This window comes from Microvirga sp. M2, from assembly GCF_047497095.1.
Lineage (GTDB): Bacteria > Pseudomonadota > Alphaproteobacteria > Rhizobiales > Beijerinckiaceae > Microvirga.
Genome location: NZ_CP134063.1, coordinates 763,180 through 776,721 on the forward strand (window position 1 = coordinate 763,180; position 13,542 = coordinate 776,721).

Below are 13,542 nucleotides of genomic sequence, written 5' to 3' on the forward strand. Positions count from 1 at the left end.
TTAAAATGTTAAGGCATCGGACGTGAGGTCGATTTCACGTCCGATGCTGTAGCATCGGTCTGGTTCGAAAGGGAAATTTCCCTCTGAACCCCGAGTGCCGGGGCCCTTCGCAGGACTCCTCGAAGGGGTATCGTTCAGACCGCGCCAGGCCCACGAGGCCTGGCGCGGTTTTTTAATGCCCGGGTCACCGGACCCGGCCTCAAACCTGGAAAGTTCGATACGGGAACCCATAACAGAGACGGGCGGGCCTCCAAGGCAACGCCCGAACGCGGACGAAACGTCGCAAGGATTTCGATATTTCGCCCGCGCTCACTCGACATGTCTTGGGTATCCTGAGGAAGCAGAGGTTTGAGGATTATTTTTCGCTTCGGCGGTATTGCGTTGCTTGTTGCGGCCATCGTCATCCTGGCCGTTCTCCCGTTCGCCACCTCCTTCGTCGAGCAATGGGCGCGGCGGGATGTGGAATTGCGGTCCCAGCTCGTCTTCAATTCCGCCCGGGATCAGGTCGCCGGTTTCCTGGCGCGCAACGATGAGGGAAGGCTTACGAATCTCTTCGAGCGGATCGCCTCCGACGAGCGGGTTCTCGCCATCGGCTATTGCGACGGGTCGGAACTGCGTTCGCCGACCCGGAACATGCCGCCGTCCTTTTCCTGCGAGCAGGCGGCCAGGGGCGAAACCGTGAGCTTTTCCACCATCCGCAGCGACGGCCGCAACATCCTGGTCAGTTCGTTTCCGCTCACCGCCGCAGGGCGCGAGGGACACCTGGTGGTGCTGCATGATCTGAGCTACGCGGAACTTCGCGGCGGGGAGGCCCGGAATTACCTGTTCCTGGCTCTCGTCGGCGTGGCCTTCGGGGCGGCCGCCCTCGCGGCCTTGATCGCGGCGTTCATCATGCGCCGATGGCTCGCCTCCATCCGGCAGGCCCTGGACAATGCCCGCGCGGGCGCGGCCAGCCCGCCCGAGCGGGAGGACATCATTCCTCTCGGCCAGGAAATCCGGGACGTCCTGCAGGAGCTGGAGGCCTCGCGCCGGACCATCGATGCGGCCCATACGGACTGGAGCCCCGAGACCCTTCGCGCCGCCCTGTCGAACGAGCTGTCGGGGTCCGAGGTGATCGTGGTCTCGAACCGCGAGCCCTACATTCACAACCGGACGGAAAACGGAGGGATCTCGCTGCAGATCCCGGCGAGCGGGCTCGTCTCCGCCCTGGAGCCGGTGGTGCGCGCCTGCGGCGGCACCTGGGTGGCCCATGGCAGCGGAACGGCGGACCGCGACACGGTGGACGCGAACGACCGGGTGCCGGTGCCGCCCTCCCACCCTACCTACACGCTGCGCCGGGTCTGGCTGACCGACGAGGAGCAGGACGGCTATTACTACGGCGCCGCCAATGAAGGGCTCTGGCCGCTCTGCCACATCGCCTTCGTGCGGCCGGTCTTCCGCGAACAGGACTGGCAGTATTACCGCGCCGTCAACGAGAAGTTCGCCGATGCCATCGTGGCGGAGGCCAAGCGTGAAGACCCGATCATTCTGGTGCAGGATTATCATTTCGCCCTTTTGCCGCGCATGATCCGCAACCGGCTGCCGCAGGCGACCATCGTGACCTTCTGGCACATTCCCTGGCCGAACGCGGAAACCTTCGGCATCTGTCCGTGGCGCGAGGAAATCATCGACGGCCTCCTCGGCTCGTCGATCCTCGGCTTCCACACGCAGGCCCATTGCAACAACTTCATGGATGCGGTGGATTCTTACGTGGAAAGCCGGATCAACCGGGAAAACGACTCGATCACCTTCGGCGGCGAGGAAACCCTGATCCGTCCCTATCCCATTTCCATCGAGTGGCCCCCGACCGCCCTGGAGGGCCAGAAGCCCGTCGAGGAATGCCGTCGGGCCGTGCGCGAGCGGCTGGGGCTTCCCTTGGACATGCGCATCGGCGTCGGCATCGAACGGTTCGATTACACCAAGGGCATTCTCGACCGGATGCAGGCGATCGATGCGCTGCTGACCGAGCACCCCGAATGGCGAGGCCGCTTCTCCTTCGTCCAGGTGGCGGCTCCCACCCGCAGCAAGCTCGCGAACTACCGGCAGCTGCAGGAGGAGGCCGAGGCGCTCGCACGGGACATCAACGAGCGGCATGGCGGCAACGGCTACGAGCCGATCAAGCTGCTCGTCCGGCACCACGAGCCCAACGAGGTGTTCGAGCTGTTCAGGGCGGCCGACCTCTGCATCGTATCGAGCCTCCACGACGGCATGAACCTCGTGGCCAAGGAGTTCGTGGCGGCACGCGACGACGAGGAGGGCGTCCTGATCCTGTCCGCCTTCGCCGGCGCTTCGCGTGAGCTGTCGGAAGCGCTGATCGTGAACCCCTACAACGCCCATGCCATGGGTGAGGCCATCAACCGCGCGCTCACGATGCCCCAGACGGAGCAGCGCGAGCGGATGCGCCTGATGCGCGATCAGGTGAAGGAACGCAACGTCTATCGCTGGGCCGGGCAGATGCTGCTCGCCGCGTCCCGCCTGCGCAAGCGGCAGAGAATCCGGCGATTGATCGCAGCAGGCAGAAACCGGGCCGTCGCCCATGTATGACATCCCCGTTCAGACTTCCCGCGAGGAGGAGGCCTATGCTCTCTTTCTCGATTTCGACGGAACGCTCGTGGACATCGTGGACCGTCCGGAGGCGGTCGTGGTGGACCCGGCGCTGCCCGGCATTCTTCTGCGCCTTCAGGAGAGGCTCGGCGGCGCGCTCGCCATCGTCAGCGGCCGGCCCATCGCCTTTCTCGATCGGCACTTCCAGCCTCGTCGCTTCGACATGGCGGGATTGCATGGCCTCGAACAGCGCATCGCGGGCGAGCTTCATCTGTGCGAGCCGGACGAGCATCCCCAGCTGCGCCGGATGATCGGTCGCCTGACGGATGTGGTCGCCGGCAAGGCCGGCGTCCTGATCGAGGACAAGGGCTGCTCCGTCGCCATCCACTGGCGTCTCGCGCCGCAGGAAAAGGAGTTCGCGCTCGCCACGGCCCATGCCGCCGTCGAGGCTCTCGGAAACGAATACCGTCTTCAGCACGGCAAGGCGGTGGCGGAGATTCTTCCATCGGCGGCCGGCAAGGGGAAAGTCATCGAGCACTTCCTCCACGAGGCGCCCTATCGGGGACGCCGGCCCATCTTCGTCGGTGATGACCTGACCGACGAGAACGGCTTCAAGACGGTGAACGCCCACGGTGGCCTGTCCATTCGGATCGGTTCCGGCGATACCCTTGCCAAGGTTCGCCTGGGAACGCCGGCCGATCTGCGACATTGCCTGTCCATATGGGCTGCGGATGGCTGTCTCCCCTTCAACCTGGATGATTGATCAGATGAGTTCGTTGGACCTCGCCGTCATCGGCAATTGCATGATCTCGGCCCTGGTGGACCGCCGGGCTCAGATCGTCTGGAGCTGCTTTCCCCGCTTCGATGGCGATCCGGTCTTCTCGGCCCTGCTCGACTGCCCGGAGGGGCGGACGGATGCGGAACAGCAGGGCGTGTTCGCCATCGACATGGTCGGCATGGTCAGCTGCGAGCAATGCTATCTGCAGAACACCGCCGTCCTCGTCTCCCGCATGACGGATTCCTTCGGCAACATCCTCGAGATCACGGATTTCGCCCCACGCTTCAAGCATTTCGACCGCACCTTCCGGCCGCCGCTGCTGATCCGCCGCGTGACGCCCGTCAAGGGACGACCCCGCATCCGCGTGAGGCTGCGGCCGCACTACGAATGGGGCGGCTGCGCGCCGGGCACGACCCGGGGCAGCAATCACCTGCGTTTCGTGGGACCGCACTATTCCTTGAGGCTGACGACCGATGCCTCCGTCTCCTACGTGCACGAGGAGCGGCCTTTCGTGGTGGAGCGGCCGATCTCTTTCTTCTTCGGAGAGGACGAGCCGCTGCGCTCCGAAACCGATACGACGGCCCGCGAGTTTCTCGACAGCACGATCGATTTCTGGCGCGACTGGGTGCGCTCGCTCTCCATTCCGTTCGACTGGCAGGAGGCGGTGATCCGCGCGGCGATCACGCTGAAACTCTGCAATTTCGAGGAAACGGGCGCCATCGTGGCGGCGCTCACCACCTCCGTGCCGGAAGCGCCGAACACCCAGCGCAACTGGGATTACCGCTATTGCTGGCTGCGTGATGCCTATTTCGTCATCCAGGCGCTGAACCGGTTGGGCACGACGAAGACGATGGAGGAATACCTCACCTACATCACCAATATCGTCGACGACATGAAAGCCATTCCCGACCAGAGGGATATGCCGCCGCTCTTCAGCATCACGCGCTCTCCCGATCTCGAGGAGCGCGAGGCGACCGCGTTGGCGGGCTATCGCGGCATGGGGCCCGTGCGTGTGGGCAATGCGGCCTATACGCAGATCCAGAACGACGCCTATGGCAGCATCGTTCTCGCCTCCGTGCACGCGTTCCTCGACAAGCGCCTGATCCGGGCGGTGGGCAACCGGGCCCTGTTTTCGCATCTCGAGGAGCTGGGGCAGCGTGCCATCGAGGTGTTCGATCAGCCCGATGCCGGACCTTGGGAGCTGCGCACCAAGGCGGCCGTGCACACCTTTCCGAGCGTGATGTGCTGGGCCGCCTGCGACCGCCTCGCCAAGATCGCCATCGCCATGGGGCGCGAGGACAGGGCCGCCTTCTGGCGCGAGAATGCGGATCGGATGCATCGCACGATCGATCAGCAGGCCTTCAATCCCGCGAAGGGAACCTTCGTCTCGTCCTTCGGGGGGGAGCATCTCGACGCGACGCTGCTTCTGCTCTCCGAGCTCAATTTCGTGAAGCCGGACGATCCGCGCTTCATCGCCACCGTGGATGCGGTGGGCAAGACCCTGCGGCGCGGGGATCTTCTCCTGCGTTATGATGTGGAAGACGATTTCGGCCGCATGCACACGGCTTTCATGATCTGCGGCTTCTGGTACGTGGATGCCCTGAACGCCATCGGGCGCAGGGCCGAGGCGAGGGAGTTGTTCGAGCGCATCCTGAGCTTGCGCAATTCTTTCGGTCTCTTTTCCGAGGATGCCGACTTCACGACCGGCGAGTTGTGGGGCAATTTTCCCCAGACCTACTCCATGGTGGGTCTCATCAACTCCGCCGTGCGCCTGAGCCGGAGCTGGGAAGACGCGCTCTGAGGGTGGCTGCTCCGTTCGGGGTTACAGGAGGATAGGCTCTCTCGATGTTCGCATTTCCCGTTCTGCTTGGAGATATCGGCGGCACGAATGCACGATTCGCCGTGCTGCCCGCGCCCGGCGCGCCCGTTCACCTGCTGCCCCGCACCCTGACCGCCCAGACGCCCGATCCGGTCGGCGCCATCAGGATCGCCCTGCAGGGATATCAGGGAGAGGCGCCCCGCTCGGCCATGATCGCGGTGGCGACCCGGGTGGATGCGCCCGCCATTCGCCTCACCAACGCGCATTGGGTGATCGACGCCGAGGTGATCGGCAGGGCCCTGGGGCTCGAGCGCGTGACTCTCGTCAACGACTACACGCCCGTCGCGGCCTCCGTGGCGGTGTTGAGCGAGGAGAAGGGGGATCTCGCCCCCATCGGCAGCGGCCGTCCGGGGCCGGGCGCCCGGGTGGTGCTCGGGCCGGGCACCGGTCTCGGGGCGGGCGCGCTGGTTCCCGTCGAGGACCGCCTGGCGATCCTGGCCACCGAGGCGGGACACATCGAGTTCGGACCGGCGACGGACGAGGAGGCGGCGCTCTGGCCGCATCTGGAGCGGGTCGGGGGTCGGGTCTCGGCCGAGGTGGTGCTGTCCGGTCCCGGGCTCTTCCGTATCGCGAAGGCGATCGCGGCCCATCGCGGCGTGGCTTGCCCCTACGACAAACCGAACGATGTCCTGTCCGCCGCCCGGGACGGAGACGCGCTGGCGCAGGCCTCGCTCGACCTCTTCTCCCGCTGGCTCGGGCGCTATGCGGGCGACATGGCGCTGACCTTCGAATCCTCCGGCGGCGTGTTCATCGCCGGCGGCATTGCGCCACGCATGGTGGATATTCTCCAGAGCGGCGGCTTCCGGGAGGCCTTCGACCACAAGGCGCCTCACGAGGCCTGGGCGAGCAGGGTGCCGGCTTTCGTGATCGTCAATGCGGAGCCGGCCTTGCAGGGGCTTGCCGCAATCGTTACCAATCCGGGACGCTTCGTGTTCAAGTCGCAAGGGTGGGCCGCCTGAGAGGGAGCCCGGCCTCTTGGGCACGGTTCACTGCAACCTCGCTCAGGCTGACGCAACCCTTCGTCCATCATGAAAACAGAACAGATCGCCCTTTCGCCGCTTGCTCCCGGTGCCGGCCTGTCGCTGACCGTTCACCGCTTCGGCGAGGCCGGCGCGCGCCCGCGCGTCTATGTGCAGGCCTCCCTCCACGCGGATGAGATCCCCGGCATGATCGCGGCCCATCACCTGCGCGAGCGCCTCGTGGCGCTCGAGGCGGAGGGCAGGATCAAGGGCGAGATCATCCTGGTTCCGTCCGCCAACCCGATCGGCCTCGCCCAGCGCGTCCTCGGCGCTCACATCGGGCGCTTCAATCTCGCCGACGGGCTCAATTTCAACCGCGGCTATCCCTATCTGGTCCCTAAGGCGGCCGAGCGAATCGACGGAAAGCTCTCGGCCGATCCGGACGCCAATGTCCGCCTGATCCGCGAGGCCCTGCGCGCCGAGCTCGACGCCTGGGAGACGAGCAATCCCGCCGAGGTGATGAAGAAGGCGCTCCTCACCCTCGCCATCGAGGCCGATATCGTCCTCGACCTGCATTGCGACGCGGAGGCCGTCGAGCATCTCTATACCCACACGCGCTCGGCGGACGAGTTCGCGCCGCTCTCCGCGCTCATCGGCGCCCAGGCCTACCTGCTTGCGGACGAATCGGGCGACGATCCCTTCGACGAGGCCTGCAGCCGCCCCTGGGGCGAGCTGGCCGACCGCTTCCCGGATCATCCGATCCCCTTCGGCTGCCATTCCACCACTCTCGAATTCCGGGGCGAGCGGGATGTGAGCCATGAGCTGGGCCGGCGCGATGCGGCCTCGCTCATCGCCTACATGACCCTGCGCGGTGTCGTCGCAGGGGATGCTCCCCAGATCCCGGCCCCGCATTGCCGCCCGACGCCGCTCGCTGCGTCCGAGCCGGTTTCGGCGCCCGCCATAGGCATCGTGGTGTTCCTCGCCCAGATCGGAGACCGGGTGAAAGCGGGAGACGTGATCGCGGATATCGTGGACCCGCAGACGGGGACCGTCACCCAGGCGAAATCCCCCTGCGAGGGGGTGGTTTTCGCCCGGATCGCGCAGCGCTTCGTCACGAAAGGGGCGCGGCTCGCCAAGGTGGCCGGCACCACGGCCCAGCGCACCGGCAAGCTGCTCAGCGCCTGACCGTCAAGGCAAAAAGAAAGGCCGCCTCGTGAAAGGCGGCCTTTCCATTGTCGGTTCCGCGGCCCCAAGAGGAGCCGGACTTCACGTGCGTTACGCACCGATCTCGGCAGAGGCCAAGATCCAGGTCACGGCAACCGGGGACCGTAAGGTATGACAATGAGACACTGGATCACCTCCTTTCGCTGTTGACGGGAAACCCCCATATGGGGTGAGAAGAATGATACGAAAGGGCGGAGCGCTGCGGCGTTCTGTCCTCCAACCGGGTTTCCCTGAAGTACCTGAGCGCCATGACCGACCTTCCGGCCCCTGTGGGCCGCCGCCGAACCTTTGCCATCATCTCGCACCCCGACGCGGGTAAGACCACGCTCACCGAAAAGCTCCTGCTGTTCGGGGGCGCGATCCAGCTCGCGGGCGAGGTGAAGGCCAAGAAGAACCGCGTTTCCACCCGGTCCGACTGGATGGGCATCGAGAAGGAGCGCGGCATCTCGGTCGTGACCTCGGTGATGACCTTCGAGTACGGCGGATGCGTCTTCAACCTGCTCGACACGCCGGGCCACGAGGACTTCTCGGAGGACACCTATCGCACCCTCACGGCGGTGGACTCGGCCATCATGGTGATCGACGCCGCGAAGGGCATCGAGGCGCGCACGCGCAAGCTCTTCGAAGTGTGCCGCATGCGCGACATTCCGATCGTGACCTTCATCAACAAGATGGACCGCGAGGCGCGCAGCCCCTTCGATCTGCTCGACGAGATCGAGAAGACGCTCGCCCTCGACACGACGCCCGTCACCTGGCCCATCAGTCAGGGCAGGAGCTTCGCCGGCACCTTCGATCTGCGGCGCAACGTGGTGCGCCGCATCGACACGGACGAGGAGCCGATGCCCGTTTCCGGTCCGGACGACCCGAAGGTGCTGGGCCTGCTGCCGCCGGAAGAGGCGGAGGTCTGGCAGGAAGAGGTGATGTTGGCGCAGGAAGCCTGCAAGCCGTTCGACCTCGAGGCCTTCCGCGAGGGCCATCTCACGCCTGTGTTCTTCGGCAGCGCCCTGCGCAATTTCGGCGTGCGCGATCTCATCGATGCCCTGGCCGAATACGCTCCGCCCCCGCGCGGACAGGAGGCGGACAAGCGCCTCGTGGAAGCGGGCGAGAGCCGCATGACCGGCTTCGTGTTCAAGATCCAGGCCAACATGGATCCGAACCATCGCGACCGCATCGCCTTCATGCGCATCTGCTCCGGAAAGCTCCAGCGCGGCATGAAGGCGAAGCTCGTGCGCACCGGCAAGCCCATGAGCCTCAACACGCCGCAATTCTTCTTCGCGCAGGACCGCGCGATCGCGGACGAGGCATGGGCGGGCGATGTGGTGGGCATTCCCAATCACGGCACCTTGCGCATCGGCGATACGCTGACGGAGGGTGAGGACATCGTGTTCCGCGGCGTTCCGAGCTTCGCTCCGGAAATTCTGCGCCGCATCAAGCTGCAGGATGCCATGAAGGCCAAGAAGCTGCGCGAGGCGCTGCAGCAGATGGCGGAGGAGGGCGTCGTTCAGCTCTTCGTTCCGCAGGATGGCTCCGGCGCCATCGTGGGCGTCGTCGGGGCGCTGCAGCTCGACGTGCTCAAGGAGCGCCTGGGCGCCGAATACGGCCTGCCAATCGACTACGAGCCGACGCGCTTCTCGATCTGCCGCTGGATCACGGCGGATGACCAAAGAGAGCTCGACAAGTTCATCGAGAGCCACCTGTCGTCCATGGCGCGCGATCTCGACGAGGCGCCCGTATTCATGGCGGCGAACGCCTTCAACCTTCAATACGAGATGGATCGCTACAAGGCGATCCGGTTCTCGGACGTGAAGGACTATCAGAAGAAGGCGGCTTAACAGCCGCCTTTCTTTTTGGCTCTTGAGCGTCCTTTACTGTCCGCGTCATGGCTGGGCTCGTCCCGACCATGACGATGAGGACCTGACGCCGGGCCCTCAGGCTGCCAGCTTCCGCTCGCTGAACCGCGCCTGCGTCTCCGCGATATCGTTCAGGTTCGGCAGGCTCGCCTCGTTGCCGAGATGCTGAATGGCGTGGGCGGATGCCGCGCGGGCGAAGATGAAGTGCTCGCGCCATGGCAGTTCGGAGCGCGCCATGGCGGAATAGACGTAAGCGCCGTGGAAGATGTCGCCCGCCCCGTTGGTGTCCACCACCGCCGATGCGGGAATGTTGAGGGCGGGCAGAACGCTTTCCGTACCGGTCTCGTCGTACCAGAGCATGCCGCGCTCGCCCATGGTCACGCCGCCGATCCTGCAGCCGCGACCCTTCAGATAGGCCAGCATCCCGCTGGGGCTGAGGTCCATCTGCTCGCAGAGGCGCTCGGCCACGATGGCCACATCGATGAACTCGAGAAGCTCATGGGTGTTGGAGCGCAGACCGCCGCCATCGAGCGAGGTGAGAATTCCGGCCTCCCGGCAGGCCTTGGCATAGTGCATCGCCGCATCGGCCTGGTGGCCGTCGAGATGGAGCGCACGGCAACCCTGCAGGTTGAGCGGCGGCACCGGATGAAGATAGTGATCGTCGCGGCAGCGCACGATGGCGCGCTTGCCGCCACGCGGCATGATGAAGGAGAGCGAGGATTCCTTCACTTTCCGGTGATGGACCGAAATGCCGTATTTCGCCGCCATGTCGATGAACATGCGGCCCAGCCAATCGTCGGCGATCGAAGTCAGAAGATCAGGCGCAATGCCGAGCTTCGCGCAGGCAAAGGCGGCCGTGACCGCGTTGCCCCCGAAGGAAATGGCATAGTCCCGGGCAACGGTCTTTTCGTCTCCCGTGGGGAGTTCGTCCGCCAGGAACGTCACGTCGATATAGGTCTGGCCTACGAAGAGGGCTTGCATGGCTTCAACAACAATCTCGGTCCGAATGAAGACGGAAGTCTTGGACGAGGAGAGGACATTAGGCAAGCCTCGCCATGGTCACGCCCTGTTCAGCGTGGCCGCGAGCCTCGCCGCGGTCAGGCCCGCATCCAGATCGGTCGTGATGAACTCGACCGGGGCGACCAGGTCCCGCCGGAACGCTTCCGCCACGATGGGGTGGAGGCGGGAGCTGCCGCCCGCCAGGGCGACCGGCCGGGGGCCGATGCGCTTCGTCAGGCTGTTGGCGAGACGGGCCAGCTCCTCGCCGGCCTCCTGCAGGATCCGCAGGGCTGTCTGGTCATCGGCTCTCGCGGCCTCCGAGACGGCCCTGGCGAGGGAGCCGATCTTGCCCCTGTCCCCGCCATAGACGAAGGAGCGCACCACGTTCCAGTCCGTGCCGCCGAGGGCCTTCTCGAGATGGCGGCCCAGGGTCGTGGCCCAACCTTCGCCGGGGCTCTCCTCTTCCTTGCGCAGAATCGTCTTCAGAGCTTCGCGCGCGATCCAGAAGCCGGAGCCGCCGTCGTCGATCAGGTTGCCGCGTCCGCCGACCCGGATCACCTCCTTCGCGTCCGACAGGTAATAGCCGATGGAACCCGTGCCGCTATAGACGAGGATGCCTTCCCCCAGGGCGAAATAGGACAGGTACGCGATCCACATATCTTCCGCGACGAAGACCTTGTCGGGCGCAAGCTCGAAGATCTCCGCGAAGAGGGCGCGCATCTTCGCTTCGGACGGCGTGTCCCGGGTCAGGCCCGTGATGCCCGCGACGATGCCGAGGGGCTTGCCTTCGCGCAGAACGGCTTGAGCCATGTCGAGGATGATCTGGCGGGCCCGCTCCTCGGCGGCCGCGGAAAACAGGTGGCCGGTCAGCGGTTCCGCATTGCCCCGAGCGACGCATCGTCCTTCATCGTCCACCAATCGCCAGCGCGTCGCCGTTCCGCCCGCGTCGATGCCAAGCCCCAATGCCATGACGCTTCTTCAGCCCTTCCTGCCGTCGGCCCTCTGCGGCGCCTTATGTCTTCGGTTTCGAGAACTCTGCCAGGGCCCCGCGCAAATTGCCAGCACTGCGCGCAAGCGCGTCCCGGGCTTCCTGCGCGTCCGCCCCCATGGCGATGAGGACGGCAGTCTTCAGATCGCCGCCTGCCTGGAGAATGGCATCGGCGGCTTTGGCCTCGCCGCAATCGGTGATCTGGCAGACCATGATCTCGCTGCGGCGGCGCAGCTTCGCGTTCGTCGCGCGCATGTCCACCATGAGGCCGCGATAGACGCGTCCCATGCGCACCATGATGAGGGACGAGAGCAGGTTGAGGATGACCTTCTGGGCCGTGCCGGCCTTCATGCGGGTCGACCCGGCGATCACCTCTTCGCCCGTATCGGCGAGAATCGGATGGGAGCAGGACTGGAGAATCGGTGCGTCCGCGTTGTTGGAGATGCCGATGGTCTGCGCGCCGCGCGCGGCCGCTTCCTTCAGGGCCGCGATGGTGAACGGGGTCCGGCCGCTTGCGGCGACGCCGATCACCACGTCGTTCGGGCCGATCTCGTTGTTGCGAATGCCGGCCGCGCCTTCCTCGATCGAATCCTCCGCGTTCTCCACCGCCTTCATGATGGCGCGATCGCCGCCGGCGATCAGATAGACGATTTTGTCGTCGGGCCAGTTGAAGGTGGGAGGCAGTTCCGTGCCGTCCTGGACGCCGATGCGGCCGGAGGTGCCGGCGCCCGCATAGACCAGGCGTCCGCCCCGGTGCAGGCGCTGCGCGGCTTCCTCCGCCGCCGCCGCGATGGCCGGGAGCGCCGGCCTGACGGCGGCGACGGCCGAGAGCTGCCCCTCGTAGAAGGCGGACAGGACATCCAGGCTCGGCCACGTATCGAGATCCTGAAATCGGGCGCTGAAATGTTCTGTTGCCATGGCCTGCCTTTCTAGAGCATCGGATCTGTCCCAAAAGTGGATTTGCACTTTTGGGACAGATCCGATGCTCCCTCCTTGGAAAGAGCGCATCGTTCTTGCGAAAAACCGGGTCCACTTTTTCGCACGATGCGTTAGAGCCTTTTCCATGAACTTCGGTTCATGGAAAAGGCTCTTGTTGTTTGAGAAAGACGCCTTTTCTTCGCAAAACCGGCATCCACTTTTGCGGAAAAGGCTCTAGCAGACCAATATAGGTCCAGTTGAGGGCGCCAGCAATCGGGACCGGCTCCCGGAGCGCCGGCCTCACCAGATATTTGCGGACATCCTTAAAGCCGGGTCCGGCCGTCGAACAACGCGATCACCTGCTCGCCCGTTGCGCGGCGCAGATCCAGGATTCCGCTGTCCTTGTGCCGCGAGGGGTGGACCCGGTTGGTCAGGAGAGCCCAGGCGAGACCCCGCTCGAAATCGACCCAGAGTCCGGTCCCGGTGAAGCCCGTATGCCCGATGGTCATGGGCGAGCAGGCATCGCCCCCATGCCAGCCGGAAGAGGATCCCTCCCAGCCCACGGTCCGTTTCTCCGATTCACGCGTCCTGACGGCCGCGAGCGAAGGCGCCGAGAGAACCGAGCCGTCGAGAAGGCCGCCGGCGAAGTCCAGCACGCCGTCGATGGTGCCGAACAGGCCCGCGTGGCCGGAGGCGCCGCCGAGCGCGAAGGCGTTCTCGTCATGAACCTCGCCACGGATCACGCGCCCGCGCCACGTGCAGTTCTCGGTCGCCGCGCACAGGTGCGGGTCCGGACGGAAGGACAGGTTTCGAGGAAGCGGATGCTCGATCAGAGGCCGTCCCGTGATGCGCTCGATGGCGATGCCGAGCAGCATGAAATTGATGTCCGAATAGACCGGCGGGCCGCTTCGCCAGACGCGCTGGAGAATGAAGGCCCGCAGCGTGTTCGGATCCTGCCCGTAGGTATAGAGCGGCTCGACGGCCGGCAGATGCGTCCGATGCGCAAGGCATTGGCGGAAGGTGAGCCGCCGCTCGGCGGCGTTCATGTCGTACTGACGCAAGTCCGGAATGACCGCGATCAGCGGATCGTCGAGCGCGATGCGGCCCTCCTCCACGAGCGTCAGGATGGCCGTGGTCGTGAAGATCACCTTGGTGAGCGAAGCGAGGTCGAACCATGTCTCGCGCGAGAGGCTCTCTTCATGAGGCACAATCTGCGCAAGGCCGTTCCAGCGGACGGCGCGCCGTCCGTCGGCGGTGACGATGCCGAGCACCGCGCCGGGGATGTCGCGACGCGCGATGGCGGCAGCGGCAGGCAGGAACGCCTGGTCGACGATCTGTTCGAGGCACATGGTTTCGAGGGACAT

The 13,542-nt window shown here is 65.5% G+C and carries 10 protein-coding genes; 6 read left to right on the plus strand and 4 right to left on the minus strand.

Translation table 11 applies throughout. From position 1 onward, the window contains the following. Positions 1-348 precede the first annotated feature (348 nt). The 6 genes from RE429_RS03645 to RE429_RS03670 all read left to right on the plus strand — a co-directional run bounded on the left by RE429_RS03645 (position 349) and on the right by RE429_RS03670 (position 9,255). Positions 349-2,583 (plus strand): alpha,alpha-trehalose-phosphate synthase (UDP-forming), encoded by a 2,235-nt coding sequence (locus RE429_RS03645; RefSeq protein WP_414473021.1) that lies wholly within the window; start codon positions 349-351, stop codon positions 2,581-2,583. Then, positions 2,576-3,346, plus strand: coding sequence for a trehalose-phosphatase (gene otsB / locus RE429_RS03650; protein WP_414473022.1), 771 nt, complete (start codon positions 2,576-2,578; stop codon positions 3,344-3,346). The genes RE429_RS03645 and otsB overlap by 8 nt, the downstream gene beginning before the upstream one ends. Before the next feature lie 4 nt (positions 3,347-3,350). Beyond that, a complete protein-coding gene (locus tag RE429_RS03655) occupies positions 3,351-5,162 on the plus strand; it encodes a glycoside hydrolase family 15 protein (RefSeq protein ID WP_414473023.1) in 1,812 nt (603 codons plus the stop codon). A 101-nt stretch (positions 5,163-5,263) separates the two neighbouring features. Beyond that, a complete protein-coding gene (locus RE429_RS03660; RefSeq protein WP_414473024.1) occupies positions 5,264-6,199 on the plus strand; it encodes a glucokinase in 936 nt (311 codons plus the stop codon). 69 nt (positions 6,200-6,268) lie between these two features. After that, a complete protein-coding gene (locus tag RE429_RS03665; protein WP_414473025.1) occupies positions 6,269-7,384 on the plus strand; it encodes a succinylglutamate desuccinylase/aspartoacylase family protein in 1,116 nt (371 codons plus the stop codon). A 287-nt stretch (positions 7,385-7,671) separates the two neighbouring features. Next, positions 7,672-9,255: a peptide chain release factor 3 gene (locus tag RE429_RS03670; protein WP_414473026.1), complete on the plus strand. Its 1,584-nt coding sequence runs from the start codon at positions 7,672-7,674 to the stop codon at positions 9,253-9,255. Positions 9,256-9,351: 96 nt separating this feature from the next. Here RE429_RS03670 and RE429_RS03675 read toward each other — a convergent pair whose 3' ends face one another. The 4 genes from RE429_RS03675 to RE429_RS03690 all read right to left on the minus strand — a co-directional run bounded on the left by RE429_RS03675 (position 9,352) and on the right by RE429_RS03690 (position 13,542). After that, complete coding sequence (locus tag RE429_RS03675; RefSeq protein ID WP_414473027.1) at positions 9,352-10,254, minus strand: sugar kinase; 903 nt, start codon at positions 10,252-10,254, stop codon at positions 9,352-9,354. Between the two features lie 78 nt (positions 10,255-10,332). Next, the gene (locus RE429_RS03680; RefSeq protein WP_414473028.1) at positions 10,333-11,241 is read right to left on the minus strand and encodes an N-acetylglucosamine kinase; all 909 of its coding nucleotides are present in this window, start codon (positions 11,239-11,241) and stop codon (positions 10,333-10,335) included. Positions 11,242-11,284: 43 nt separating this feature from the next. Continuing rightward, positions 11,285-12,178 (minus strand): N-acetylmuramic acid 6-phosphate etherase, encoded by an 894-nt coding sequence (locus RE429_RS03685; RefSeq protein ID WP_414473029.1) that lies wholly within the window; start codon positions 12,176-12,178, stop codon positions 11,285-11,287. Positions 12,179-12,501: 323 nt separating this feature from the next. After that, on the minus strand, positions 12,502-13,542 hold the full coding sequence (locus RE429_RS03690) for a serine hydrolase domain-containing protein (RefSeq protein WP_414473030.1): 1,041 nt from the start codon (positions 13,540-13,542) through the stop codon (positions 12,502-12,504).